The sequence below is a fragment of the Pseudomonas sp. 3MAES_34.3B genome (genome assembly GCF_058145875.1).
Genome location: NZ_CM176960.1, coordinates 3,617,159 through 3,643,650 on the forward strand (window position 1 = coordinate 3,617,159; position 26,492 = coordinate 3,643,650).

Annotated in this window: 26 protein-coding genes and 1 pseudogene; 16 read left to right on the top strand and 11 right to left on the bottom strand. The window is 59.1% G+C overall.

The window, feature by feature from the left end; translation table 11 throughout:
• Window positions 1-59: 59 nt before the first annotated feature.
• Complete coding sequence (locus AC3Z8Y_RS15865) at window positions 60-1,019, bottom strand: PDR/VanB family oxidoreductase (RefSeq protein ID WP_490086639.1); 960 nt, start codon at window positions 1,017-1,019, stop codon at window positions 60-62.
• Window positions 1,020-1,097: 78 nt separating this feature from the next.
• Entirely contained in the window at window positions 1,098-2,345 is a 1,248-nt protein-coding gene (locus AC3Z8Y_RS15870) for a Rieske 2Fe-2S domain-containing protein (protein WP_490086640.1), read from the bottom strand.
• Between the two features lie 260 nt (window positions 2,346-2,605).
• Between AC3Z8Y_RS15870 and AC3Z8Y_RS15875 the strand changes: the two genes are divergently transcribed.
• Window positions 2,606-3,175 carry a MarR family winged helix-turn-helix transcriptional regulator gene (locus AC3Z8Y_RS15875; RefSeq protein WP_490086641.1) on the top strand — a complete coding sequence of 190 codons (570 nt, stop codon included), beginning with the start codon at window positions 2,606-2,608 and terminating at the stop codon, window positions 3,173-3,175.
• 44 nt (window positions 3,176-3,219) lie between these two features.
• Here AC3Z8Y_RS15875 and AC3Z8Y_RS15880 read toward each other — a convergent pair whose 3' ends face one another.
• The 3 genes from AC3Z8Y_RS15880 to hpaA form a co-directional block, all read right to left on the bottom strand.
• Window positions 3,220-4,146 (bottom strand): p-hydroxyphenylacetate 3-hydroxylase reductase component, encoded by a 927-nt coding sequence (locus tag AC3Z8Y_RS15880; RefSeq protein WP_490086642.1) that lies wholly within the window; start codon window positions 4,144-4,146, stop codon window positions 3,220-3,222.
• Window positions 4,147-4,200: 54 nt separating this feature from the next.
• On the bottom strand, window positions 4,201-5,370 hold the full coding sequence (locus tag AC3Z8Y_RS15885; protein ID WP_490086643.1) for a p-hydroxyphenylacetate 3-hydroxylase oxygenase component: 1,170 nt from the start codon (window positions 5,368-5,370) through the stop codon (window positions 4,201-4,203).
• A gap of 276 nt (window positions 5,371-5,646) precedes the next feature.
• Window positions 5,647-6,555, bottom strand: coding sequence for a 4-hydroxyphenylacetate catabolism regulatory protein HpaA (gene hpaA, locus AC3Z8Y_RS15890; protein ID WP_490086644.1), 909 nt, complete (start codon window positions 6,553-6,555; stop codon window positions 5,647-5,649).
• Window positions 6,556-6,733: 178 nt separating this feature from the next.
• On the opposite strand from hpaA, the gene AC3Z8Y_RS15895 reads away from it, so the two are divergent.
• From AC3Z8Y_RS15895 to AC3Z8Y_RS15940, 10 genes and pseudogenes are all read left to right on the top strand, one after another.
• Window positions 6,734-7,402, top strand: a complete 669-nt coding sequence (locus AC3Z8Y_RS15895; protein ID WP_490086645.1) for a fumarylacetoacetate hydrolase family protein — start codon at window positions 6,734-6,736, stop codon at window positions 7,400-7,402.
• On the top strand, window positions 7,402-8,175 hold the full coding sequence (locus tag AC3Z8Y_RS15900; RefSeq protein ID WP_490086646.1) for a fumarylacetoacetate hydrolase family protein: 774 nt from the start codon (window positions 7,402-7,404) through the stop codon (window positions 8,173-8,175). Before AC3Z8Y_RS15895 ends, AC3Z8Y_RS15900 begins: the two co-directional genes overlap by 1 nt.
• A gap of 5 nt (window positions 8,176-8,180) precedes the next feature.
• The gene (hpaE, locus tag AC3Z8Y_RS15905; RefSeq protein WP_490086647.1) at window positions 8,181-9,641 is read left to right on the top strand and encodes a 5-carboxymethyl-2-hydroxymuconate semialdehyde dehydrogenase; all 1,461 of its coding nucleotides are present in this window, start codon (window positions 8,181-8,183) and stop codon (window positions 9,639-9,641) included.
• Between the two features lie 105 nt (window positions 9,642-9,746).
• Window positions 9,747-10,670 carry a 3,4-dihydroxyphenylacetate 2,3-dioxygenase gene (hpaD, locus tag AC3Z8Y_RS15910; RefSeq protein ID WP_490086648.1) on the top strand — a complete coding sequence of 308 codons (924 nt, stop codon included), beginning with the start codon at window positions 9,747-9,749 and terminating at the stop codon, window positions 10,668-10,670.
• Window positions 10,671-10,718: 48 nt separating this feature from the next.
• The gene (locus tag AC3Z8Y_RS15915) at window positions 10,719-11,129 is read left to right on the top strand and encodes a 5-carboxymethyl-2-hydroxymuconate isomerase (protein WP_490086649.1); all 411 of its coding nucleotides are present in this window, start codon (window positions 10,719-10,721) and stop codon (window positions 11,127-11,129) included.
• 46 nt (window positions 11,130-11,175) lie between these two features.
• The gene (locus AC3Z8Y_RS15920; RefSeq protein ID WP_490086650.1) at window positions 11,176-12,483 is read left to right on the top strand and encodes an MFS transporter; all 1,308 of its coding nucleotides are present in this window, start codon (window positions 11,176-11,178) and stop codon (window positions 12,481-12,483) included.
• Window positions 12,484-12,500: 17 nt separating this feature from the next.
• Complete coding sequence (gene hpaH / locus AC3Z8Y_RS15925) at window positions 12,501-13,304, top strand: 2-oxo-hept-4-ene-1,7-dioate hydratase (RefSeq protein WP_490086651.1); 804 nt, start codon at window positions 12,501-12,503, stop codon at window positions 13,302-13,304.
• Between the two features lie 33 nt (window positions 13,305-13,337).
• On the top strand, window positions 13,338-14,135 hold the full coding sequence (gene hpaI / locus AC3Z8Y_RS15930; RefSeq protein ID WP_490086652.1) for a 4-hydroxy-2-oxoheptanedioate aldolase: 798 nt from the start codon (window positions 13,338-13,340) through the stop codon (window positions 14,133-14,135).
• 20 nt (window positions 14,136-14,155) lie between these two features.
• Window positions 14,156-15,610, top strand: a complete 1,455-nt coding sequence (locus AC3Z8Y_RS15935) for an NAD-dependent succinate-semialdehyde dehydrogenase (protein ID WP_490086653.1) — start codon at window positions 14,156-14,158, stop codon at window positions 15,608-15,610.
• A 342-nt stretch (window positions 15,611-15,952) separates the two neighbouring features.
• Window positions 15,953-16,248: pseudogene (locus tag AC3Z8Y_RS15940) on the top strand (GMC oxidoreductase).
• On the opposite strand, the gene hpaR reads toward AC3Z8Y_RS15940, so the two are convergent.
• From hpaR to AC3Z8Y_RS15970, 6 genes are all read right to left on the bottom strand, one after another.
• Complete coding sequence (hpaR, locus tag AC3Z8Y_RS15945; RefSeq protein ID WP_490086654.1) at window positions 16,229-16,651, bottom strand: homoprotocatechuate degradation operon regulator HpaR; 423 nt, start codon at window positions 16,649-16,651, stop codon at window positions 16,229-16,231. The pseudogene AC3Z8Y_RS15940 and the gene hpaR sit on opposite strands and share 20 nt — an antisense overlap.
• Window positions 16,652-17,290: 639 nt before the next feature.
• Window positions 17,291-17,626 (bottom strand): hypothetical protein, encoded by a 336-nt coding sequence (locus AC3Z8Y_RS15950; RefSeq protein WP_490086655.1) that lies wholly within the window; start codon window positions 17,624-17,626, stop codon window positions 17,291-17,293.
• A 77-nt stretch (window positions 17,627-17,703) separates the two neighbouring features.
• Entirely contained in the window at window positions 17,704-18,753 is a 1,050-nt protein-coding gene (locus tag AC3Z8Y_RS15955; protein ID WP_490086656.1) for a DNA-binding protein, read from the bottom strand.
• Between the two features lie 967 nt (window positions 18,754-19,720).
• On the bottom strand, window positions 19,721-20,170 hold the full coding sequence (locus AC3Z8Y_RS15960) for a hypothetical protein (RefSeq protein ID WP_490086657.1): 450 nt from the start codon (window positions 20,168-20,170) through the stop codon (window positions 19,721-19,723).
• Window positions 20,171-20,196: 26 nt separating this feature from the next.
• Window positions 20,197-20,766: a VOC family protein gene (locus tag AC3Z8Y_RS15965; RefSeq protein WP_490086658.1), complete on the bottom strand. Its 570-nt coding sequence runs from the start codon at window positions 20,764-20,766 to the stop codon at window positions 20,197-20,199.
• Between the two features lie 56 nt (window positions 20,767-20,822).
• Window positions 20,823-21,575 (bottom strand): SDR family NAD(P)-dependent oxidoreductase, encoded by a 753-nt coding sequence (locus AC3Z8Y_RS15970; protein WP_490086659.1) that lies wholly within the window; start codon window positions 21,573-21,575, stop codon window positions 20,823-20,825.
• A 119-nt stretch (window positions 21,576-21,694) separates the two neighbouring features.
• On the opposite strand from AC3Z8Y_RS15970, the gene AC3Z8Y_RS15975 reads away from it, so the two are divergent.
• The 5 genes from AC3Z8Y_RS15975 (at window position 21,695) to AC3Z8Y_RS15995 (ending at window position 26,467) form a co-directional block, all read left to right on the top strand.
• Complete coding sequence (locus AC3Z8Y_RS15975) at window positions 21,695-22,609, top strand: LysR family transcriptional regulator (RefSeq protein WP_490086660.1); 915 nt, start codon at window positions 21,695-21,697, stop codon at window positions 22,607-22,609.
• Window positions 22,610-22,744: 135 nt separating this feature from the next.
• Entirely contained in the window at window positions 22,745-23,149 is a 405-nt protein-coding gene (locus AC3Z8Y_RS15980) for a nuclear transport factor 2 family protein (RefSeq protein ID WP_490086661.1), read from the top strand.
• A 270-nt stretch (window positions 23,150-23,419) separates the two neighbouring features.
• The gene (locus AC3Z8Y_RS15985) at window positions 23,420-24,811 is read left to right on the top strand and encodes a sensor histidine kinase (RefSeq protein WP_490086662.1); all 1,392 of its coding nucleotides are present in this window, start codon (window positions 23,420-23,422) and stop codon (window positions 24,809-24,811) included.
• Between the two features lie 4 nt (window positions 24,812-24,815).
• Complete coding sequence (locus AC3Z8Y_RS15990) at window positions 24,816-25,160, top strand: response regulator (RefSeq protein WP_490086663.1); 345 nt, start codon at window positions 24,816-24,818, stop codon at window positions 25,158-25,160.
• Window positions 25,161-25,246: 86 nt separating this feature from the next.
• Window positions 25,247-26,467, top strand: coding sequence for a GAF domain-containing sensor histidine kinase (locus AC3Z8Y_RS15995; protein ID WP_490086664.1), 1,221 nt, complete (start codon window positions 25,247-25,249; stop codon window positions 26,465-26,467).
• Window positions 26,468-26,492: the final 25 nt, after the last annotated feature.

Consider the following 26,492-nt stretch of genomic DNA (forward strand, 5'->3'; position numbering starts at 1 on the left):
CGGCCCATAGCATCAGCGAGGGGCGAGCTCCTGGCCACAGAGCACTGTGCACGCTATCTCTACAGATCCAGCACCATACGAGGTGTCTTGCATCCGGAACAGCATACGAAGATCGTTTTGCCGGCCTGTTTCTCCGCATCATTCAGGATCGAGTCACGGTGATCAGGTGTACCTTCCAGAACCCGCACCTCACAGGCTCCGCATATACCTTCGCGACACGAGTGCATGACCTCCACACCGCTCTCAAGGAGCGCATCGAGAATGCTTTTGCCAGGCTCCATCTGCAGCGTTGTGCCCGTCTTGGCTAGCACGATCTCGTAGCCTCCAGCGGTCGCAGCCTCCTGCATGGGAATGAAGCTTTCAAAGTGAATCCTGTTGTCAGCAATCGAAAATGCTTTGGCTTGTTCTGCGTATGCTCCAATCATTCCCGCAGGTCCGCAGCAGTAGTAATGCTGGGCCCCATCGTCGCGGCTGAACAGATCTCGAATATGCTGCACCGTGTCCTCCACGCTGTAGGCGAAAAGCAGGTGAACCCTTTCCCCGGTGACATGGTCCTGCATCGCATCCAAAAGCGCGGCATCGCCAGCTGTGCGGGCGAAGTAGTGGAGTTCCCAGCACGCGCCTTGGCTATGGAGGTACTGCGCCATACACCATATAGGCGTTATCCCGATTCCGCCGGCAATCAATACCGATCGATGCCCCCCTTCAGCCAGATTGAACAGATTCCGCGGCGCACTCACCTCGATGCGATGGCCAGGTCTTAGCTGTTCATGAATCCTGGTCGACCCGCCTCGGCTTTTGGGGTCCTTGGCCACGGCTATGACGTACCGGTTTTTCTGCGAAGGATCGTTGAGCAAGGAATAGCTTCGCAGCGGTATACCATCAGCGATGAGGTCAATGTGCGCGCCGGCGGTAAACGCAGGTAGCGAAACACCGGCCACCCCTTTGAGTTCGTACGCCAGCACCCCTTCCGCCTCATGCGTAATCGACTTTATGTAGACTTGATATGTGTCTGCCATTTTCGCAACCTAGCCAGAACGAGATTTTTTATTAGAAGGCTCAACCGCCACGCTCAGGCGTGTGGCGGCTGAACGGGCTCAGAGATAGGTCAGCCGTCGCTCTTGGCGCTTTTGCTCGGTGTAATCTTGAATGGCAGTACCTTGGGGAATCATGTCAGCTAGCGCACGCAAGGAGCGATAGTCGCTCTTGTCCGCCTGGACGCAATCCTCTCCAGCCTCAGATTGACGGATGCGCTCCATCAGCTCGCGGCGAAGGCGGACAATTGCCAGATCTCCGCTTCCAAGGAATTCCCGGGTGCGGTCGACAAGCGGGATGCTCTCGGCGACCGCATAGTCTTCGAAAATAACGCCTGGCACGCCTGTCCAACTCCGGCCTGCGCGCATTGCCTCTCGATCCTGACCATAATTGGGTAAGCCTTGGCGGGAGGCTGCGAAATTGTCATCAGACTCATCAGTACCAAGCAACGCGAAATCCGGGAGGTTTTCATCAATAGGTTGGCGTGAATCCCAGTAGACGTACCACTGAAGGCTGCGCGTGTTGTTCACCGGGACGACCATGATCAAGAACCCAGCCTCTTGGTCGGTGGTTCCAATGAAAGCCGTGGCCGGCGCTACAAACTCGGTTACGCGTAGGTAGTCTTTTTCCTGCCCTGTGGTACGCAGCGAATACGATCGTAGACCATACGGCTTGCTTTCCAGCGTGTACTTCGGCGTGTCGTTCCCGGTAACAAGCTGCAAGCCTGCTTGCGGGAGATCTGGATTTGCAGTGGTGTCGTGATGGAGTAGACCAATGTGAGCGGAGTCCATCAGCGTTTCGACGTTTTGTAGCCAATTGGCTTCATTATAGGAAGCACGAGGTCTCGCATGGATCCGGTCGTAATAGGTGAAGGCGTAGTTGGTAAAGGCCGGCGCTTCGCCGTCCCCTAGAAACACCCAAACGATGCCGCCACCCTCTCGTACTTTGAATCCCTGCCCCTTGACCTTCTTGCAAAAGCTCTGATCTTTCTCGGTGGGCATCCTGGTGCAATTGCCCTCTGCGTCAAAACTCCAGCCATGAAAAATGCAGGTCAGCCGGTTGCCTTCATTGCGTCCTAGTGCCAGCGAAATGCCTCTATGAGGGCAGGCTTCGTGAAGGAAGCCGACATTGCCATCGTCGCCACGAAAAGCCACGTACTTCTCGCACAGCAGTTCAACACGCTGCGGTGCGCCTCCGGCTTCGAGCGCTTCGCTGCGAAAGGCTGGAATCCAGTGACGTTTCCAATATTTATGCAGAGGGGTTCCAGGCGTGACGTCCGTCACCAAGCGATTTTGTTCAGCGGTTAGCATAGCGAGTCCCATTCTTGTTCTTGTCGGAAACGCCGCCTTGGGCGGCAGCCTTGTCTTAGTCAAAAAGAATCTTAATAGTTAAGATATAGTCAAGGCTATGCGCGCTTTCCCTGAGCGTCAAGAAGATTGTTAGCATGTTAACGCTGACTCGAGTCACGCCTGGCGGATGACTTCGACGCAGCAATCAACCGGTACGTGGGCTAGGTCCTCTTTGGCTAACGTGAGGTATTATTGCCTTACGGCTAACCGATAGGTTTTGTATGAACGAGCTCCTCTTCCCTGCAGCAAGTCCCGAGGCCGTAGCCGAAGCATGGCGCAAGGAGCGTCCAGATCTTGATCATCACGGCCTGGGGATCACATTGCGTATTCGCAGCCTGGCGATGTTGATCGACCACCACATTGAAGTGATTGCCACCGATTTGGGGTTGGGTGCTAAAGATCTTATGCTGCTGTTTGCCCTTCGCCGCAGCGGAGCGCCTTATTGCATGCGACCAACCGATGTGTTCCGCCTGCTCAAGGTGACCTCGGGAGCAGCTACCTATCGAGCAGACAAACTGGTTGAACGTGGAGTAGCCAATAGAATTCCCGACCCGCGCGACCGCCGAGGACAGCTGATTCAGCTGAGTGAGGAAGGCATGCGGCTTGTGGACGTAGCGATTTCACGCCTGGCGCAATCCAGTACCCAATGCCTTGAGGGAATAGATGGTGCGCAGAATGTCGGGCCTGGCCAGATCGGAGATCTGCTGCATTCCCTCGAGGCAGGCTGGATGGCCATAACTCCTATAGACGAGAACCCATTGGCACGGTCGCACGGCACCGATTCAGAATGAGGTCTCGCGATTTAGCGCCTGCAGTATTCCTTACAGGGCCGGGACTATCGCGCGATCACGGCGCGAAGCACGTCTTTGAACGCTTCCACCTGCTCGGGCGTGAACTCACCAAACACGCGTTCCTGCTCTTCCCGGGCAATGCTCCACAACGCCTCGGTCTGGTCGATACCTGCAACAGTCAGCCGTACCCGCCCTTCCTCCTGAGCAACCAAGCCCTTGCGTGCCAGGTTAGCGATCGCCTCCTCTACTTCTCGCTGGGGCATGGCCACTTCCCGTAGCAACTTGCCTCGATCCAAACCCGCGTCGTTTTCCAGCACCATGAGCATGCGTGCTTCGCTGGTACGTAGGCCCGTTGCCAGTTGACGCGGCTGGTAATGGCTCTGGTAACCGCGTACCGCCTGGGTCATGAGGTAATACAGGTTGTCGCGCAGGCGCCCCTGGAAATGGCTGTTAGGGCGCTCGGCCGGGTCACGCTGGGTCATGCGGGTATGGGGCAGCACCATCGAGTAGGCGCCTTGATGATAAAGCAATGGCGCTCGGCCGAAATCGTCGAAGGCTACCACCTTCCCTAGCATGATCCAGTGATCTCCTCCATCCACTTGCTGGTATTTCTCGCAATGGAAACGCGCTGCACAATCGGCAAACACTGGCGCGCCGCCCTCCCCAGACTCATAGGCGATATCGGCGAAGCGGTCTTCCTTGGTCCGGGCAAAGTGATTGGATAGGTCCACCTGGTCGGCAGCAAGGATGTTCACAGCGAAGTGACTCGCCTGTTCAAAGACCGCGTGGCTGCTGGAGCGCTTATCCAGGCTCCACAAGATCAGGGGCGGGTCCAGGGATACCGAATTAAAGCTATTGGCGGTCACCCCCACGCGCTTGCCGCATTCGGTGGCAGCGGTCACTACGGTGACGCCGGTAGCGAAATTGCCCAAGGCGCGGCGGAAAGCACGGGGATCGAATTCATTGGACATGCAGCACTCCCGGAGCCGCCTGGCGGCCCCTGATTATTATTATGAAAAAGTGAATCAGGACATGCTTGGATCAGGGTCCAGGCCCATCAGCTCGCGGCCCAGTATCTGCGCGCACACGTCATAGTCCGTGTAGGCATGAGCACCGGTCATATGGGAGTCTCGCCACAACCTTTGCAGCTCGTTGCTCTCCATCCAAGCACCGCCGCCAGCAGCCTCGAACAGTCGGTCCACGGCCTGAATGCACATCTTTACCGCGTAACCTTGGTTCGTACGCCAAAAGGCCAAGGTTTCGCGGGCCGGGTACTGGTGGCGCTCACTGTGATCAGCATGCTCCTGCCAGGTTTTCTCTAAGAATGCGCGGGCGGCCGCCACCTGATGGGTGGACTCGGCCAGGCGCATCAATGCGGGCGTGGCAGCCCCTACATTGGCGCCGGTGTAGGCGCGTACTCGGTTGCGTGTTTTTTCCTTGAAGGCCTCGAGCATGCGCTCGGCGACGCCCAAACTTACTGTAGAAAAACCGCTAGCGAAGTAAGGGCGGTAAGGGGTATAGAAGATCTTGCTATCCGGATACAAGCCAAAGCCCGCAGACTTGCCTTCCATCATGTCCTTGGCTTTTTGAATGCGATGTTCGGGCACAAACACGTTTTCAATGATCAAGGTTTTGGTGCCGCTGCCCTTCATGCCAGCCGCGTACCAGTCGTCGCGGATCTCGTAATCGCTACGCGGTAGTACAGCAAAGCAATAGTCCTGACCGCCTTCTGCATTCTGCCGGCGGCAGCCGACGATGGCCCACTCGGCGTGGTCGCTGCCACTGCTCCAGCCCATCTGACCGGTGAACATCACCCCGCCTTCCACTTCCTCGATCTTACCGAAGGGCGCAATGCTGCTACTGGCAGTGGCATCGGGGTTCGCGCCCCAGATTTCGTCCTGCAACTGCTTGGGAAACATCGCCAACTGGTGACTGTGCGTGCACAGCAGGCTCATTGCCCACGCCGTGCTGGCACAGGCGCCGGCTAACAACGCGATGCAGTCACAGAACTGCGGAAGGGATATTTCGAGCCCACCGTAAGTGCGGGGTTGAAGCGCCCGGTGCAAACCGATGCTTTTAAGCAAGGCGATGTTTTCGGACGGTACCTGGCGGTCTTTTTCGGCCTGCGCCGTATTGGCGGCGATGGTAGGCAAAACGGCCTTGAGATCTTCAAGCAGGGGGTTGGGCTGTTTCATGAGGGGCACCGCTTATTATTGGATTCCCCTCCAGTATTTCCCGCTCAGGTCGCTTGCGAAAATGGACGTTCCACGCAGCCGATTGCACTTTTCATAGGCACTGGGGTGTACAGGCTATGCCATGGAAAGTGCAATCAGCACCTTGGAAAAGCCATTGGGCATGGGCGATTTACCGAGGATCATCGACTTTCGCTCTACTGGCATTCGTTCATTTCTACACCGTGACTATCAGGGTTTTTTCTGTGTAGATGCCCAAGAAGAAAAGCCACCATGCTGCTATCCCCCGAGCCCGCCTCGCCCCAGCCGATATTCACCAGGTGTCATGTGCGCATACCGCTGAAAAAAGCGACTGAAGTAGGCCGGGTCCTTGAAACCCAGCTGGTAGCAGATTTCGTTGGCCGAGTGCCCCGTGAACAGCAGCAGCCTGCGTGCCTCCTGCATCAGCCGCTCAAGCACCAGGCGCTTGGAGGGCAGGTCAGCAATACGCCGGCAAATGTCATTAAGCCGCGCCTCGCTGACCCCCATCTTGGCGGCATAGGTTGCCAGCGGCCAATGCTCAAGGTAGTGGGCTTCAATCAGCGCGGTAAAACGGTGGAACACCTGCAGGTCTTCGTGCCGAGCCGGTTGCGCTTCCAAGGACTGCGCCGCCAGCCGAAGCAAGCTGATCATCACCAGGCGCGTCAGGGCCTCGAGGGCAGGCGCACGGCCCGCCGTCGTGCTTCCGATTTCGGCTTGCAGCTCATCGAACAGCAGAGCCAGGCGATTGGCTTCGGCGTGGTACTCCGGTGCGAGCCTGGCCAACGCGACACAGGCAGCCCCCATGGGGGGCGGCGGTGCCAGATGGGGATCTTGCTCCAGCAGGCTCCACACCAGTTGCTGGCGCACCGTCAGCACATGACCTTCGCTTTCAGGATCGGTGACAAATGCGTGAGGGACGGTAGGCGGGGTCAGGAAGAACATCGGCCCGCTTTCCACGTATTGGCGGTCATCCAGATACACCCGCACGCTGCCGCTCTTCACGTAATGCACTTGGAAGAACCGGTCGTGCCGGTGTACCGGCATGTTGCGGCCGAAGAATCCCGCCAGGTTGCTCAGCTTGTCGTAGTGGATTTCAGCGTCGCTGTAGCGCTGATCGTAGACCTGCCCAATGTTGATATTGGGGATAGGCGTGCGTTGGGTATTCATAGGCGCTGCTCATTGTTCTTGTGTGCTGCCAGGGTGGCCATGCTGCTCGTTTTTCTAGGCTCTGCAAAGTCCGCTCATGGCAAAAGTGGCTTGACCATCGTTAACATCTTAATTATAACGTTAACACATTAACAATAATCGGGCTGCCTTGCGCTGACCCCTATCCAGGAGACTTCTGATGCCCCGAAGCCTGCACGATGCGGCCTCTGGCACGCTCTTCGGCATCGCGCTGAACTACCAGGGCTTGCTTGCTCAACGCCTACCTGAGTTCAACGAGGCGCCCTATCAACAGCCGCCCCTAAAACCGGTGCTGTTCATCAAGACCCCGAACACTCGTAACACGCATGGAGGTTCCGTGGCGCGCCCCACTGGCGAGCGCCTGCAACCTGGGCCGGCACTGGGCGTAGTCATCGGCAAGCGCGCGAGCCGGGTCACGGAAGCCCAAGCACTGGACCACGTAGCGGGTTACACCATTGTCAACGAATTCAGCCTGCCGGAAGACAGCTACTACCGGCCTGCGGTCAAGGCTAAATGCAGGGACGGCTTTTGCTCGCTCGGCCCCAAGTTAGTACCTGCGGCCCATATAAGCGACCCCCAGCAGCTGACCGTTCGGCTGCTGGTCAACGGTAACGTGGTGCAGGAAAACACCACGGCCAATCAAGTGCGATCCGTGGCACGGCTGATCGCCGAGCTAAGTGAGTTCATGACCTTGGAAGCCGGTGACGTGTTGATCACCGGTACACCTGAAGGCCGAGTGGATGTGCAGCCTGGTGACCGGGTGGAGGTAGACATCACTGGCCTTGGCCGCCTTGCCAACACCATTGTCGCCGAACAGGAGTACACCTGATGAAACGCGCTCGTATCCAATTCGAAGGCCAGGTTCATGAGGCAAGCTTGGACGACAGCGGTCGGTTGGTCCTGAACGATGGCCGTGTGCTGGCCGATCACCAGGTGACCTGGCTGCCGCCAGCGACCGGCAATATGTTCGCCTTGGGGCTCAATTATGCCGATCACGCTCGCGAATTGGCATTCACCCCGCCCACCGAGCCCTTGGCGTTCATCAAGTCACCTAATACCTATACCGGCCACAACCAGGTGACCTGGCGGCCTGACGGCGTGACCTACATGCACTATGAATGTGAACTGGTCGCGGTCATTGGCAAACCGGCGCGCGACGTCAAGCGCGAGCTGGCACTGGAGTACCTGGCGGGCTACACGGTGTGCAACGACTACGCCATCCGCGACTACCTGGAAAACTACTACCGGCCCAACCTGCGGGTGAAGAACCGTGATTGCACCACGCCCGTGGGTCCTTGGATCGTGGACGTTGCAGACGTACCCGACCCGTCCAATTTAAAACTACGCACCTGGATCAACGGCGAGTTGAAGCAGGAAGGCACCACCGCGGACATGATCTTCGATATCCCCTACCTGATTGAATACTTCTCCAGCTTCATGACCTTGCAGCCCGGCGACATGATCGCCACCGGCACGCCGGAGGGCTTGGCCGATGTGGTGCCAGGCGATGAAGTCGTGGTTGAGGTGGAGGGCGTGGGCCGCCTGGTCAACCGTATCGTCAGCGAAGCCGAGTTCTTCGCTCAGCAAAAACAAGAGGCGTAGACAGCATGATCAAGCATTGGATCAACGGCCGCGAAGTTGAAAGCCGCGATACCTTCGTCAACTACAACCCGGCCACCGGCGAGGCCATCGGTGAAGTCGCCAGCGGCGGCGCGCAAGAAGTGGCGCAAGCGGTTGCCGCGGCCAAGGAGGCCTTCCCCAAGTGGGCAAATACACCGGCCAAGGAACGCGCCAGGCTGATGCGCAAGCTGGGTGAGCTGATCGACCAGAACGTGCCCAAGCTGGCCGAACTAGAAACCATGGACACCGGCCTGCCGATCCACCAGACCAAAAACGTATTGATCCCGCGCGCGTCGCATAACTTCGATTTCTTTGCCGAAGTTTGCACTCGCATGGACGGTCACACTTACCCAGTCGATGACCAGATGCTCAATTACACCCTCTACCAGCCAGTGGGCGTGTGCGGCTTGGTGTCACCGTGGAACGTGCCGTTCATGACGGCCACCTGGAAAACCGCGCCCTGCCTGGCACTGGGTAATACCGCCGTCCTCAAGATGAGCGAGCTGTCGCCACTCACGGCCAACGAGCTCGGCCGCCTGGCAGTCGAAGCCGGGATTCCCAACGGTGTGCTGAACGTGATTCAAGGATACGGCGCCACCGCAGGTGACGCGCTGGTTCGTCACCCCGACGTGCGCGCGATCTCCTTCACCGGTGGCACCGCCACCGGTCGCAAGATCATGCAGACCGCAGGCTTGAAAAAGTACTCCATGGAATTGGGTGGCAAGTCCCCGGTGGTAATCTTCGAAGATGCCCAGCTGGATCGTGCGCTGGACGCCGCGCTGTTTACCATTTTTTCCCTCAATGGCGAACGTTGCACCGCCGGCAGCCGGATCTTCATCCAGGAAAGCGTGTACGGCCAGTTCGTCGAAGAATTCGCCGCACGGGCCAAACGCTTGATCGTGGGCGACCCGACCGACCCGAAAACCCAGGTCGGCTCGATGATCACCCAACAGCACTACGACAAGGTCACCGGTTACATCCGTATTGGCCTTGAAGAAGGCGCGCGCATGGTCGCTGGGGGGCTTGAACGCCCGGCCAATCTGCCCGCTCACCTAGCCAAAGGGCAGTTCATTCAGCCCGCGGTATTCGCTGACGTGAACAACAAAATGCGCATCGCTCAAGAGGAGATCTTTGGCCCCGTGGTGTGCCTCATTCCATTCAAGGATGAAGCCGAGGCGCTGCAGCTGGCCAACGACACTGAATACGGCCTGGCCTCCTATATCTGGACTCAGGATATCGGCAAGGCCCATCGACTGGCCCGTGGCATCGAAGCCGGCATGGTGTTCATCAATAGCCAGAACGTCCGTGACCTACGCCAGCCATTCGGTGGAGTTAAAGGCTCGGGGACGGGCCGCGAAGGCAGCGAGTACAGCTTTGAAGTTTTCGCAGAGGTCAAAAACGTCTGTATTTCCATGGGTAGCCATCACATCCCTCGCTGGGGCGTGTAAAGCACCCACACGTTTCCCGACGCGCCGGGCCAAAACGGTCTGACAGCCGCTTTTCGGAAGGCCCGGCGCTGAGGGATCGAACAAAAACAAGAGGAGGCACCCTTCATGGGCAAGCTGGCACTCGCCGCCAAGATCACCCACGTTCCGTCCATGTACCTGTCCGAATTGCCCGGCCCCCGCCAAGGCTTTCGCCAGGCAGCGATCGACGGACACTACGAAATCGCCCGCCGCTGCCGTGAGCTTGGGGTGGACACTATCGTGGTGTTCGACACCCATTGGTTGGTGAACGCTAACTATCACGTGCTGTGTGGTGAGCAGTTCAAAGGGGTGTACACCAGCAACGAGCTGCCGCACTTCATCAGCAACATGGAATACGAATTCCCCGGCAACAAAGAGCTCGGGCTCATCCTGGCTGAAGAGTGCAACCGCTTCGGCGTTGAGACCATGGCTCACCATGCTACGACCTTGGGCCCTGAATACGGCACGTTGGTGCCCATGCGCTACATGAACAAAGATCAGCACTTTAAGGTGATCTCGGTCTCCGCACTGTGCACCTCGCACTTCCTAGGCGACAGCGCGCGTCTGGGCTGGGCCATGCGCAAAGCAGTCGAAGACCATTACGACGGCACCGTAGCCTTTTTCGCCAGCGGTTCGCTGTCGCATCGCTTCGCCCAGAACGGGCAGGCCCCGGATTTTGCGACCAAGGTCTGGAGCCCGTTTCTGGAAACGCTGGACCACCGTGTAGTGAAAATGTGGGAAAACGCCGAGTGGGACGCCTTCTGCGCCATGCTGCCGGAGTACGCCTCCAAGGGCCACGGCGAAGGGTTCATGCACGACACCGCCATGCTGCTCGGGGCTCTGGGGTGGTCCGACTACGATGGCAAGGCCGAGGTGCTGACGCCTTACTTCGGCTCTTCGGGCACCGGCCAGATCAATGCCGTATTTCCTGTCACGCCGCAGAACGGCGAGCGCATTCCCGCTGCCCAGGCTGGTAATCCCGCAGCGGCAGCGTCCACTAGCCGTCTATGACTTCGTACGCCATGCCCATAGGGATAGCGGTGATGACAGGAGACTCGCATGCCTCACTTGGTATTGCTGTATAGCCCAGATCTAGAAACCGACGCCGACCTGCCAGGGCTCTGCCGCGCATTAGCGGACGCCATGCTCCAGCAACATGACGACACTGGTAAACCGGTGTTCCCGATCGGGGGGACCCGGGTGCTTGCCTACCCTGCCGCCCACTCTGCGATCGCTGATGGCAAGGGTGAGTACGGCTTTTTATACGCCAACCTGCGCATGGGAGTGGGACGTAGCGCGGCGGTACACAAGGCGGTCGGCGACAGCCTGCTCGCGGTACTGAGTAGCCACTTAGGCACCCTGCTCGAGCAACGCCCGGTAGGCATCACGCTGCAGATCGACCAAAGCCCCGGCCAGGTTTACGACGGCAAGCACAGCAGCCTTCATCCGCTGTTCAATAAGGCGAACTGACGCCCGAGCCTCTACGTACCGTACTCACTCAAAAAAGTATAAAACCATGAGCACTGTCCATACCGCATCGCCTTCGCACGGCCCAATTTCCACGACCCAGGCCACTCATCGCATCATCACCTGGCGGCTGATGCCGCTGCTGCTGGTGTGCTACCTCTTCGCGCATCTGGACCGGATCAACATCGGCTTCGCGAAGATGCAAATGAGCAATGACCTGCACCTTACCGACACGGTATACGGGTTGGGTGCCGGCCTGTTTTTCGTTGCATATGCGCTTTTCGGTGTCCCCAGCAACCTTGCCCTGGACAAAGTAGGGCCGCGGCGATGGATCGCGACCCTGATGGTCGTGTGGGGCGCCCTGTCTACCAGCATGCTCTTCATCGAAAGCAGCACGGGCTTCTATGTACTGCGCTTCGCTCTGGGCGTGGCTGAAGCCGGTTTCTTCCCTGGTATCCTGGTGTACCTGAACCGCTGGTATCCGGCCCGGCGCCGGGCCCAGGTCACGGCCCTGTTCGCCATTGCGGTACCACTGGCAGGTGTGATTGGAGGTCCCGTTTCTGGCGGCATCCTGGCATTGATGCAGAACGCAGGGGGCCTGCGCGGCTGGCAGTGGATGTTCCTGCTCGAAGGTACGCCTGTGATCCTGCTGGGGCTCTTGGTGCTGGCGGTACTGCCAGAACGCATCGATGCCGTGCGCTGGCTCAGCGACGAGCAAAAGTGGGCCCTGACGCGAGAGCTAAGCCAGGAAGACCAACGAAAAGTTGTCACATCGTTCAGCGCGCTATTAAACACTCCCGCTATCTGGCTGCTGGTCGCGATTTACTTCGCGGTCATGCTCGCAGTCAATACCCTCGCCTTCTGGATGCCCAGCCTGATTCATGGCGCTGGGATCGGCAGCGACGCCAGTGTTGGCCTACTGAGCGCCGTGCCCTATGTCGCTGGCTGCCTGTTCATGCTCACCTGTGGCCGCTCTTCGGACCGCCGTCGTGAACGTCGCTGGCACCTCTGCATTCCCCTACTGATGTCGGCCGGTGGAATAGCCCTGGCCGGAGCGACGCCGGACCAGGCCGCGCCAGTACTGACGGGCCTGGTCGTGGCCGGCATGGGCGCGAGCGCCGCCCTCCCGATGTTTTGGCAGTTACCCCCCGCCTACCTCAACAACCGGACCCAGGCCGCAGGCATCGCCTTGATCAGCTCGTTCGGCAGCGTGGCCGCGTTTCTGGCCCCTTACCTGATCGGCTGGATGCGTGACACCACTCACAGCTCCAGCCTGGCGCTGTATGTACTGGCCTTCCTCATTGCATTAGGTGGCCTGCTGGTACTGCGCACCCGTGCCTTGACCGTTAACCCCTGAACCACGAGATTTCCCATATGCTCGACCACGTCTTTATTCAGCAAGCCGCCGATCGCCTGGACCAGGCCGAACGCTCCCGGGAACAGGTGCGCCAGTTCTCCCTGGATCAACCAGCGATCACTATCGAAGATGCCTATGCGATCCAGCGTGCCTGGGTGGCGAAGAAGATCGCGGGCGGGCGCAAACTTGTGGGCCACAAGATCGGCCTGACATCCCGTGCCATGCAGGTGTCTTCCAACATTACCGAGCCGGATTTTGGCGCGCTGCTCGATGACATGTTCTTCGATGAAGGCACAGACATTCCCTTCGACCGCTTCATCGTGCCGCGCGTGGAGGTGGAGCTCGCTTTCATCCTCGGCAAACCGCTCAAGGGCCCGAACGTCACGGTATTCGATGTGCTGGATGCCACTGAGTGGGTGATCCCCGCGCTGGAGATTATTGACGCGCGCATCCAGCAGGTAGACCCGAAGAGCAAAGCTACCCGTAAGGTGTTCGATACCATTTCCGATAATGCCGCCAACGCGGGTGTGGTGATGGGTGGCCGCGCCGTCCGACCCACTGAAATCGACCTGCGCAAAGTGCCTGCGGTTCTCTACCGCAACGGGGTGATAGAAGAGTCCGGCGTCAGTGCCGCAGTGCTCAACCACCCGGCCAAGGGCGTGGCCTGGTTGGCGAACAAGTTGGCGGCCTACGACGTGACGCTGCAGCCTGGCCAAGTGATTCTCGGGGGCTCCTTCACACGTCCCGTAGCTGCCAACCCTGGCGACACCTTCCATGTGGACTACGACATGCTCGGCAGCATCGCCTGCCGGTTTGTCTGAGTCACGATCCTGAAGCGCTCAGAGGATTCCGGAATGCTGACAAATACCTTCAAGGCCCGTCTCAAAGCCGGAGAGCCGCAGATCGGCCTGTGGCTGGGGCTAGCCGACGCCTATTGCGCAGAGCTCGCCGCCAACGCCGGATTCGACTGGCTGCTGATCGATGGCGAACACGCCCCCAATGACCTGCGCAGCCTGTTGGGGCAACTGCAGGCGGTGGCTCCCTACCCCGCGCAACCTGTGATTCGGCCGGTGTTGGGTGACACCGCGCTGATCAAGCAAGTGCTCGACATCGGCGCGCAGACGCTGCTGGTGCCCATGGTGGAAACGGCCGAACAGGCCCAGGAACTGGTTCGTGCCGTTACCTACCCACCGCATGGCGTACGTGGCGTGGGCAGCGCCCTGGCCCGCGCCTCTCGCTGGAACACGGTACCAAGTTATCTGGACAAGGCGGACGAGGAAGTTTGCCTGCTGGTCCAAATCGAAAACCAGCAGGGGCTGGTAAATCTGGACGCCATCTCCGCCGTTGAAGGTGTGGATGGCGTATTCATCGGCCCGGCCGACCTCTCGGCATCCATGGGGCACCGTGGTAATCCAGGGCACCCGGAGGTGCAGGCAGCGATCGAAAACGCCATTGCTCGGGTGAATAAGGCTGGCAAGGCTGCAGGCATCTTGAGCGCAGACGAGAAGCTTGCGCGTCGCTACCTGGAACTTGGGGCGTTGTTTGTTGCGGTAGGTGTGGACACCACCGTGCTAATGCGAGGCCTGCAAGCGCTGGCTTCCCGTTTCAAAGACACCGAGCCAGCACCGACCTCTGGTGGCGGTGTTTACTAATAGGTACGAGAACAACTGACATGAAACTCAACGATTTGAACCTGCTGCGCGAGCAAGCCTACGTTGATGGCGAATGGATCGAAGCGGACGACGGTGCACGCTTCACCGTAACGGACCCCGCCACTGGCGAGACGATCGCCGAAGTCAGCTCCCTAGGGGCGACCGAGACACGTCGTGCCATCGAAGCCGCTCATGCAGCCCTCCCCGCGTGGCGCACAAAGACCGCCAAGGAACGTAGCCAGCTGCTGCGAGCCTGGTACGATTTGATCATGGCCAACCAGGAAGACCTCGCCCACCTGCTCAGCTGGGAGCAAGGCAAGCCGTTGCCGGAAAGCCGCGGCGAGATCGCTTACGGTGCCAGTTTCATCGAATGGTTCGCCGAAGAAGCCAAGCGCATTTATGGCGACGTGATCCCCCACGATAAGCCGGGGCGGCGTCTGGTAGTAATCAAGCAGCCCATTGGCGTGGTCGCGGCTATTACCCCGTGGAATTTTCCCAACGCCATGATCACGCGCAAGGTTGGTCCGGCGCTGGCGGCCGGGTGCACCGTGGTGCTCAAGCCTGCGTCGGAAACGCCGCTCTCCGCTCTGGCTCTGGCCGTACTTGCCGAGCGTGCCGGCATCCCTGCCGGAGTGCTGAACATCGTGACGGGACGCCGGTCCCGCGAGATCGGTGCCGAGCTGACCGGCAGCGCCTTGGTACAGAAACTGTCTTTCACCGGTTCCACTGGCATCGGTAAGGTGCTGATGGCGCAATGCGCCGAAAGCATCAAGAAGGCGAGCTTGGAGCTGGGCGGCAACGCCCCATTCATCGTGTTCGACGACGCTGACCTCGATGCCGCGGTACAAGGCGCTATTGGCTCCAAATTCCGTAACACCGGGCAAACATGCGTTTGCACCAACCGCCTGCTGGTGCAAAGCGGAGTGTACGAGGAGTTCGCAAAACGCCTGGTGACGGCCGTCGATGCATTGAAAGTGGGCCCGGCCCATGAAGCCGGCGTGCAGCAAGGTCCGCTGATTAACGCCAGCGCGGTAGCGAAGATCGAGGAGCATATCGCTGACGCCGTTGGTCAGGGCGCCACCGTGTTAACTGGTGGCAAGCGTCACACGCTGGGCGGAAGTTTCTTTGAACCTACGGTATTGGGCGATGTTACGGGACAGATGCTGGTGGCTCGTGACGAAACTTTCGGCCCCTTGGCGCCGCTGTTCCGTTTCGAAACCGAGGACCAGGCGATCGCGATGGCCAACGATACCGAATTTGGCTTGGCCTCTTATCTGTACACGCGGGACCTGGGGCGCGCCTGGCGGGTCAGCGAAGCGCTCGAATACGGCATGGTGGGCGTGAACGAAGGGCTCATCTCAACCGAAGTTGCACCTTTCGGCGGCATCAAGCAATCCGGGCTTGGGCGTGAAGGCTCAAAGTACGGCATCGACGACTACATCGAACTCAAGTACATGTGCGTCGGCATCGGCTGACAACCTTCCGCGCCCGCGAGGGGCGGACGACCAGATGCCCAGGCGCACTCTTTGCTGGCCCTCGACACCTGGGATGACCGGACGCGTGGGCAAGGGCGTACCCATGGCTTGACCCTCAAGGTAGGACACCTGCAACCTAAATCTTGTGGCCAAGTGAGGCTGCGCAGCGTCGATCCTGCCGCGCCCCTGAAAATTATTGCCAATCTGTTGCATCACCCTCCAGACGTGGCAATCTAGGTCCGTGCGGTGCGCGCTGGTCTACGGCTGCTCCAAGCGCCGGCCTTGGCCTAATGGATAGAGGAGATATTTTCTCCTGGTTCGTTACCGAACAAGGCTACTGCCTTGGAAGAAGACCATGAGGCACTCGAAGCCTTCGTCCGGGGTACCTACAAAATGGTCTATCACTCCGTCGGCAGCTGCCGCATGGGCAGCGACAGCACCTCGGCAGTGGTGGACCTGCAACTGCGCATGCATGGCATCAATCATTACGCGTGGTCGATGCTTCGATCCTTCCACACATTACTAGGGGGAATAGCAGCGCTCCTGTAATCGCCATGGCGGAGAATGCTGCATACATGATCCTGGCACGCCCTATTGCAATGCTCGAGGCCGATCTGGCTAGCCCTGAATACGCTTGAGGTCTTCGAGCAGGCTGATCAATATGTCCAACTTTTCCTTGCCGAACTGCTCCTGGATGCGCCGGTAGTTCTCTTCCATGCTGGCGGCCATCGCAGCGAATGCCGCTTCGCCATCCGGCGCCAGGCTGATCAAAACCCGGCGCTGGTCCTCAGCAGACTTACGCCGCCGCACCAAGCCTTGGGCCTCCATCCGCATCAGCACGCCGGTCATACTGGGCTTGAGAATGCAGGCCAGCTCGGCTAGCTGGTAAACCTCGAGCTCACCCTGCTGGCTGAGGATGCGTATCACGCGCCATTGCTGCTCCGTCAGGCCGTGAGCGTTCAAGGCAGGTCGGAAAAACCGCATGGCGGATTCCCGCGCTTGCAGCAGGGTCAGGGTCAAGGATGCGCGGGGGGATAACATATATACGCCGTAATCATTAAGAGGTTAACAATGCTACATCAGGCCACCGAGGTATCGGTAGCTATCACGGCACGATAGTCGCCGTGGTGGCTGGCTAGTTCGCTGGCGAATTACTTTTCAAGTACATCCCCGACTCCCTCGGCTTATGGGTTTCGCGGAGCCACATCAGTCCCGACACATGTGCTTTACAGTGCTGTTCGGCGAATTTGAGCGCATGGGCAGGTCAGCCCATGCGGCTTCGATCATCCGTTTCGCGGCACCGATCCTTTCGTGAGGGGACTCGTTATCGTGGTGCTGGACGTATATCAGCAGACCGCCGAACTGAAATTCGCATTGGCAAACACCCGAGGAAGTGCGCCAGTGGCCAAGCATGGATTCGGTGAGTAGATTGATGCTCATATCGGCACCAGACAGATGGGAGGGTGCTTAGGTTACCCACTCAAGCACCACCTTGGGAGTGCCGAAAGCTTTTAGACTATTTCTCTGGCAGCCGTGGGATCTACCGGCCGCTTAAGTCTATTCCAGCCTATCATCATGACTTGATTCGAACCGGAAACTGACAGCCATACTGGTCAAAGGCCATGCGTACCATTGCCGATCAGCCTCTGTATGAGCTTATTCGCTGTTAGAGAGAAGGAGCTACATAGGCTTAACTGAAACCACCTCCACATACCGAAATTTCTTCCGCGCCGCCTTCACCGCCTCCTGCTCTGCCAGCAGGGTGCTCAGCGTGTCGGCCTTATGCACCAGCTCCTCGGTTTCGCCTTCAAAGACATTACCAACCCTGAGCGTAACCTTGAGCCTGGGCGTAAACGCCTTCTCAACCTTCCGTTTCTTGGCCGCGGCGGCCGGCGGCACGATGATCACGTCCGGGATGGCGTCCATAGGGTCTGGGATGTGTACATGCGTTGGCGCTGGCGCCTCCGCGGCGCCAAACAGGGCGCGGCGCATTTCTTCTTCAGTCAGGTCGTTCATGGCTGTCTCAATGTGTTAACTCTTCAGCGTGACGTAACGCCGGCGCACAGGCAGCGGCGGATCATAGACCACCTGCTTCAGGATCGGTTGAACGGTGCTTCAGCGGGCTGCTTCCCTATTTCTTCGGTATCCAGCTTCATACCCAATCCCCCTCTCTCACCCTGCCCTTCCGCTTTTGCTTGCAATAGCGCCTCATAGCGGGCCTCGAGTCGCTCGTGGGCTTTCTGCAGCGGCTGCAGCTGCGCGGCCAAGCTGTCCACCTGGGCACGCAGCCCGGCGCTTTCTTCCTTGGCGTCCGAGCGCTGCACCCGCAGACGGTCAACTAGGTCGCGACTCTGCGCCAGTTCACGGGTCAGCCGTTCGGTCTCCAGCCTGGCGGCATCGCGCACCCTGCTGGTCTCCTGCATCAGGTGATTAGCCGTGCCCTCAAAAATATCCGCCTGGCGGCTGACCTCGGCGCGCAGCGCGGCGTTTTCCTCCTGGTGCACCGCCTGCAGCCGGGCCAGCTCCGCGGCATGGATGGCCGCCAGACGCTCCTGCTCGGCCGCGTGCGCGGCGTCGATTCTGGCCAGCTCGTCGCGGTGGCGCTGGTCCTGCGATTGATGCTGCGCCGTCAGCTCGCCCAGCTCGTGCTTCAAGGCCTCGTTCTCTGACTGTGTGCGGTCCAGCTGTCCATTAAGCCGCTGGACCTGCTCGCTGAGCAGCGCGATCTGCCGTGCCTGGTCCGCAAAGCGCCCCGCGGCCTGCTCCGCTTCCACCCGCGCTTCCGCGGCCTCGCGCTGCGCCCGCTCGGCCTGTTCCTGGTGATGCGAGCGCTCGATCGCGTAGGCCTGCGTCGCTTCGTTCAGCGCTACCTCCCACACCGCATCCAGCGCCTGGCCCACCGCTTCAGGTATGCCCGGCCGCTTCAACCGCGCATTCAGCAGCGGCCCGGTGCGCGCCCAGAACTGCTTCACCTCGTCCCCCACCACGTTCGGTGAAGCGCTGACCCCGTGCTCCTCGAGAATCCGCGCGCGGATGGCGGTCACCGACACCTCGGCCCCGGCCTCGAGCAGCTGCCCGGCGTAATGCCGCACCAGATCACGGGTTTTCGGCAGGCCGCTGCGCGTGGCAGAAGGTGTATTCACGACAGTGCTCCAGGAGAACGGATGGAATGACTTTTTCAGCAGCCCGGTTTTGCAGGGCCAAACCGCTGTTTTGAGCCGCAAACGGGCCAAAACGGCACGAATAGGGGAAATTCAAGACGATTATATCTCTACTGCAAGTGATATGAAAAATATCGTATAGAGACAAAATTCGTGATTACCTCCCATTATCACGAATTTAATCTGCAGCTCCACCACTTTGGACGCTCATCAAAACTCAGCAAACTAATATACGTTGTAGGATTGAGCCGTACGCCAAACCGATTAGCTATACAGAATACCGGAAGTGCCGAAAACCCAAATCTCGCACAGAGCGTCCGCAAAAATATTGGCCTGCCGCTTATAGTGAATTCAAGGAAAATTAACTGATGCCAAGCGCATAAAAACGCAACAGAATATGGGCTATTTCCCCTCCAGCACGCTGCCGCAGTTCGGCGCCAAATAGCACGGGAACAGCGGTTTGTAATTAGGTGCGATGACTGGCGAAAACTTAATCAGCGGAGTCGTAAGTGGAGCGACGCAGATGGGATGGCCGATGGTATCAGTTCGCTTCCAACTCGAAGCAGACACCCATTAGAGTCTTTACACCGCTAATGCCGGTAGCATGCCGCGACATCTCGGTAGCACGTGGTATATCCCATCAATCGTCATTATCCGGACCGACTTGGGCAGAGCGGACTCCAAGATCGGCAGTGATATTCTTTGATATGAGGGCCGCAGCAGGTGGCAGCATTGACTGCCAAGCCGCCCTTCCAAGTGACCGCCGGACCAGCATATCCCCTATCTCAATCTTCGCCGAGAACAGTTATGGGTGGCACTCTCTTCGGCGCGCAGGGCGGTGAAGTTGAACAGGTCGCGGTTGGCCCAACTCGCAGCAAACGGCGAGCGCTCACCCACTGCACCCCTAATAAAATGCAGCTGTCACTTTAACGACCACCGCACCCTACAATTATTTTTTGTCCAGGAATATATGGAGGGTGGACAGCTTGCCGTCCCGCACTGTGAAGATGTCTTCACCGCGAATCTGGTTGGGATTTTCTTGAGGGCCAAACCCCCAACGAACCCGACCGAAGCCGTGGTTCCACTCCACAGGCTCAGGCGAGAATGTGAACCCCTCATGCTGAGCCTCAACTCGATCGATAACCTGATTTACGGCAGAGTATCCCGTTGCAATGGCAGCATAGTCTGCGACTGTGATGTCCGTTGTGTAAGTCGCGGCGAACTTGGTAACTCGATCACTCTGACGGTCGGCCCAGATTACAAAGTGTTGGTCAATCAACGCTTGTACTGCGGCGACGGATTGGGTGTCAGTGTCCATTTCTTTAATGTCCTGCGCTTGAGAGTTGGAAGCGGCAAGCCCGAAAATCAGCCACGCCGCTGCATAAATAATATTTTTCATTGGGCAGGTCCGAGCGTTGATTGGACTCAGGCGTGGCTTGAGCCAGGCAGCGACACCAGCTCAATCTGCGCGCCCCATGGTGTTTGGAAGTAGAACCAACGCACGCCGTCAGGGTTGGTAATGGGCTCATTGAGGACGGTGACATTCTTGCCTTTCAGAAGCGCAAGGCTGCGGTCGATATCATCAGTTTTCAGGGCTACGTGGCTTGCTCCTGCATCGTCCCCATGGGGCTGTACTCGGTTAATCTGAGTACCTTGGTACTGGAACAACTCCAGCTTCGCCCCACCGGCCATTTGCAGCATGACGAAGCGTTGCAGGTTGCTTGATGTGTGCCAGCGAAATTGCGCCTTCCACTGATCGGGGATGCTGCCTGGGCTCATGTCCGAGATCACCTGTGCACCCATCAGGTCAGCGAAAAAACGTATCGCTGTGTCGATGTCGGGAACGTTCATGCCGACGTGGTCGATCGTAGAAACCTGAAGTGAAGGTGCGTCGTTATTCATGGCAGGGTTGCTCTGTGCCGGGCTGGTTGCAGCCTGTGCCGATAGGGCCACTCCAACGCTTAACGCGAGTATGGCCAGCTTGATGGTGTTCATTCGCTATCTCCCTTGAACCGGTAGGTGGGCGGCTCGGGCGCCGCCCACATATGCGCTCAAACCTGCTGCTGCCCGCCGTCGACAAACAGCTCGATGCCGTTGACGAAGCTGGCGTCGTCCGAGGCCAGGAACAGTGCGGCGCTGGCAATTTCTTCGGCTTCGCCGACGCGGCCCATGGGGATGAGCGAAGCCAGGTAGTCCAGCAATCCTTGTTGCTGGGCGGCATCAGGGCCAGCCAGGTCGACCAGGCCGGGGGTGCGAGTGGCGCCGGGGCTGATGGTGTTGATCCGCACCTGGCGGTCCTTCAGGTCCAGAATCCAGTTACGAGCGAAGGAGCGCACGGCGGCTTTCGAAGCGGCGTACACGCTGAAGGCCGCGGTACCGGCACTGCCAGCGGTGGAGCCGGTGAGGATTACCGAAGCCTTCTGGGCCAGCAATGGCAGGGCTTTCTGGACGGTGAACAGCACGCCTTTGACGTTACGGTCGAAGGTGTCGTCGTAGTGCTGTTCGCTGATTTCGCCCAGCGGCACCATCGAACCGCCACCGGCGTTGGCGAAAAGCACGTCGATGCGGCCATGCGCAGCGCCGATCTGGCTATACAAGGCGTCCAGCTGATCAAGCTTGGTCGAGTCAACCCGAACCCCGGTGGCATTGCCGACCGCTTCCACGGCTGCGTCGAGTTCGGCCTGGCGGCGGCCGGTGATGTACACGTGGGCGCCTTCTGCGGCGAAGCGTTTGGCGGTAGCCAGGCCGATGCCAGTGGTGCCGCCGGTGACCAGTGCTACTTTGCCTTCGAGTTTGTTAGCCATGATGTTTCTCCCAGGTTTTGAAGTGTTGCGTATGGTTGAGTTGCGGTGTGGGAGAAGCTTATCGACCGCGAGTATTTTTCAAAATAGAATTGCCTGCAAACCATCATTGCAGAAATGAAATGAGCAGACTTCCAGATTTCGAAGGGTTGGCGATGTTTGCCAAAGTGGCAGAAGAGGGGTCATTCGCGGCGGCTTCCAGGGTGATGGGGGTCTCAGTGCCCACGGTGTCTCGGGCTGTCGCACGGCTCGAAGAACGCTTGGGCGGTCGGCTGTTCAACCGCACCTCCAGGCAACTGGCGCTGACGGAGTTTGGCGCGAGCATGGCCGCCAAGGCAGGGGAGATTTACCGGCAGGCCGAAGAAGTAGAGAGTGAAGCCCAGGAGTTGTCGGTGCAGCCCCGCGGACAGGTACGCCTGGCGGTACCGATGTCCTTCGGTTTGCGCTGGGTCGCGCCGCTGATGCCGCAGCTGATGCGCCAATACCCCGAGTTGTCGATTGACCTGCATTTGTCCGATGCCTCGGTCGACCTTATTGCAGAGGGCTTTGACGCGGCCTTGCGGATCGCAGTGTTGCCTGACTCGTCCCTGGTCGCTCGGCGCATATGTGCAGTAACTCAGTACCTGGTTGCCTCGCCTGGGTACCTAGAGGAGCACGGGCGCCTCACCCATCCCCGTGAACTGGCGGCCCGCAGGTGCCTCAGCTATGCGTATCGGTCCCGCAGCCAGGTGTGGCGCTTTACCCATGACGACGGCGCCGAGGAAGACGTAGTGCCCAACGGCCCGCTGCGGGTAACCAACTCTGACGCCCTGTTGCCTGCCCTGCTGGACGGCTTGGCCATTGCCGAACTCCCCGAGTTCATTGCCAGCGAATACCTGGCGGATGGCCGGCTGGTCGCCTTATTACCTGAATGGCACATGATGCGCGGCGGCCTGTATTTCGTGACCCCATCAGCGCGCACGAGACCGGTGAAGATCAAGGCGCTATCGGACTTCTTCGCCAAACACCTATCGGACCCCAGATGGCGCTGGCCATGACGAAATATAAGGCACCACAGAACTGAAAGGATGCATTTCCATAATTGCTGTTTTGATTGGTTACCGAATCTTTTAATTTGGGTTGGCAGTCACGGGACACCGTGCCAACCCTCATCAGCTTCGGAGCAATCCCTCATGAAAAACGCCGTAGAACTCTTTCAAATGTACCTGGACGCCATCCAGTCCCCAGGCACTGCCGCTTCGCTCTTTGCCGAGGATGGCGTGTTGGAGCTTCCTTATCTTGAATCCTTGGGCATCACCCACCGGGTTCAAGGTAACGATGCCATCGAATCCTTCATTGGCTCCCTGTTGGCTAAAGTGCCTAACTTCAAATTTCGTAGCGTGCGGTTCCTGATCGATACCCCCGACCAAGCGTTCGCCGAATACAGCGTCGAGGCGTTGGTGCCTGAGACTGGCCGTATCTATCGGCAGATGTATGCGGGTCGCCTGGTGGCGAAGGACGGCAAGATTCAGTTGCTTCGCGAGTCCCTGGACACTGTTGCCGCGGCCAAGGCCTTCGCGCCTGCTGACTCAGCCTGAGTGCACCCCGGATAACATCCGCCTGAAGGGGCCTGAGATGGCCGTGTTTGCACCCGTAGCGGCTACCCTCACACATGTCTCTCAGGCGCTAAAACGCGTTCCGTCTTCATTGCAGCCTTCGCACGGTTGACGTGTTGGAGGCAATGCTCATGCGCTTGCCCTCGCCTTCACCGTCATTGATGGGGGCCTGACAGCAGGGTAAATTGCCCACTGCTGGTCCAACGGGGCTCGCGCCGTGCTCGGGCCTAGAGCATTTTTCAGAGGCACAACATGACTGGCATCACTTCGACGCGGCCCGCGAGCCAAGCGGATAAATCGCTTTTCGAAGCCGAGGTCGCCAGCCGTTTTGGCCTGGTGCCCAACTTCTTTCAAACGGCCCAGGCCGCGCCGGGTTTGATCCAGGAGCTGTGGGCTTTCGCAAAATCCGGCTACCTGGACAACCCGCTTCCCTCGGTATTCAAGGAACGCCTGTTCGTGCACGTCTCGCGCTTTTGCGAGGTGCGTTATTGCATCGTCAGGCACTTGGGCTTTTTGATCGGCCATGGCAATCCCTCCGGTGACCCAGAGGCGGTGCCCAACACGGTTGAGCAGGCCCTGACGTTACTCAGGCAGCCAGCCGTGCTGACTGACGCAGAATTGGACGCGGTCTATGCCCGCCTTGCCACGTGGGAGGCCCAGGACATCCCGGCCATGGAAACCCAGGCAGAGCGAGACGTGTTTGCCGCCGCAAGTGTCCTCTTCGCGCAACCGGCCAAATCAGCCCGCGCGGCAGAAGCGTTGCGCAACGCCTTGGGCAACACCCAGTTCGAAATCCTCACGGCGTTCCTCGCCTTTATCCGAACGGCCCATTACTGGACTCTGACGCATCCGAACCTGGCCTTCGAAACCGACATGGTCATACTGCTCAACAACCATGAACAGCTTTCCCGGATCCTTCTCAGCACCTCGGATGCCGACCGCTGCAGCATGGGCATTCGCCTTCATGATGAGCTGTTGGCCCTTCGACAGGAGCACGACGACAGGGCGGCGCTGCGCCAGGCACTGGCCGACCGGGAGACAGCCCAGCATCATCAACAACTGCTGATCAATGAACTCAATCACCGCGTCAAGAACACGCTGGCGATCGTCCAGTCCTTGGCCTATCAGACCCTGCGCGGCGCGGACGTCCCTTCAGAGGTGCGGGAAGCGTTTACAGGCCGTCTGGTCGCCCTGGCAGAAGCCCATGACCTGCTCAATACCGAGAAATGGGAAGGCGCGTCGTTACAGGACGTTCTTCACCAGGCAATCCGAGCCCAATTTCCGGATACCAATGACCGAGTACGGCTCCGTGGTAGCGCCCTCAAGCTTGACCCCAAGCAGGCGCTTGCCATTGCCATGGCCACTCATGAGCTGACCACGAACGCCATCAAATACGGCGCCTTGTCCGTGGCCAGTGGTGTCGTGGACATCGCGTGGCGGGTCTATCCCGCCGCGCGTGAAGAGTGGATGGAACTGACCTGGAAAGAAGTGGGAGGACCGCCGGTTACCCCGCCTGAACGGATGGGCTTCGGCTCTCGTCTCATTCAGCGCGGGTTGGCGGCCGAGCTCGACGGCGAGGCCAGTCTGCGCTTTGAGAACAAAGGGCTCGAATGTACCGTTCGGGCACCGCTAAGGTCGGAATGATAGCGTGGCGCGTATTTACATTGTGGAAGACGAAATGCTACTGGCGATGCTGGTAGAGGACATGGTGAGCGATCTGGGGCACGAGGTGGTGAGCATCAGCCAGAGCCTGGCGGCCGGGCTGTTAACCGCTGAAGACATCCAATGTGATCTGGCCATCCTGGATATCAACCTCAACGGGGAATTGTCATTTCCCGTGGCAAGGGCACTCCTTGACCGATCGATTCCTATCATGTTTGCCAGCGGGTACGGCGCCGCGGCGCTAGAGCCCGGCTTTCAGCACCTGACAATCATCAAGAAGCCGTTTTCAATCGCTCAACTGGACAGTGCGATACAGCGCAGCTTAACCTGAGCTCCGCTGCGTCTACAGGCCTCCTGTCCTGACTGTTAAGGTGGCGTCCCGTCCCTTATACGCCTTTGGATAGCGATCAAAGCCCTGTGACTGACTCCTCCCCTAGCGCAAAGCCCGACGCGCCGGATTTTTCCGGCGCCATCGCTGCCGTTCAGCGGATCGATTCGGTACCCTTGATCCTGGAAATGGTCAAGCAGGCAACCGGGATGCGGTTCGCAGCCGTCGCCCGGGTGACGGACAAGCACTGGGTGACGTGTGCGGTTGATGACTCGATTGATTTCGGCTTGATACCCGGCAGCCAACTCGAGCTGGAAACTACCATCTGCCATGAGATCCGGCAGAACCGCAGGCCGGTCATCTTCACCCATGCGAGCAGTCACCCGGTCTTCTCGCAGCACCACACGCCTAGGCTGTATGGCTTGGAGAGCTACGTCTCGATCCCTATCATCACGGCCGATGGGGGTTTCTTCGGCACGCTGTGCGCGATTGACCCACTGCCCGCCAGCTTCGACGAAGCCACCGTGCAGAAGACCATGGGGCTCTATGCACAGCTGATCGCGATGAACCTTGATCTGCACAAGGGATTACTCACGTCCGAGCAGGCACTGACGGACGCGACCGAAGCCGGGGTATTACGCGAGCAATTCGTGGCCGTGCTGGGTCATGACCTGAGAACCCCGTTAAGTGCGGTACGGCTGAGTGCCGAGCTGCTGGAAACGAGGGTTGCGGAGCCCCGCAGTATAAAAATGGTCCGGGCCATCCGCCAAAGCGCTCTGCGCATGAGCAGCCTGATCGAGGATGTACTCGATTTCGCCCGTGGCAAATTGGGCGGAGGAATTCCCGTCAAACCGCTGCTGACGGACGATCTGCAGGAACAGTTCGAAGCCGTGCTCATGGAGCTGCGGGTGGTGCACCCGCACGCGCAGATTCTGGAAACGTTGGATATTCCTACCGGGCTCTATTGCGATCCCAATCGATTAGGGCAATTGCTCTCCAACCTGGTCGGGAATGCCATCACGCATGGGGCAAAAGGCACCCCAATTCAGGTGCGCGTCAACACCGTCGGCCAGAACCTCATGCTGTCAGTGCACAATACCGGCGCGGCGATTCCCGCCGATGTACTCCCCTCGCTGTTTCAGCCGTTCAAGCGTCCCGAAGTGGGCCATCGGGAAGACGGGCTGGGCCTGGGCCTCTACATCTCGAACGAGATCTGCGTGGGTCACCATGGAATGCTTGAGGTCACGTCGGACGATGCGCAAGGCACCGAGTTTGTAGCCACCATCCCCTGCCGTTTACAGTGGGCATAATCGACCGTCGGGCCCTGCGAACCAG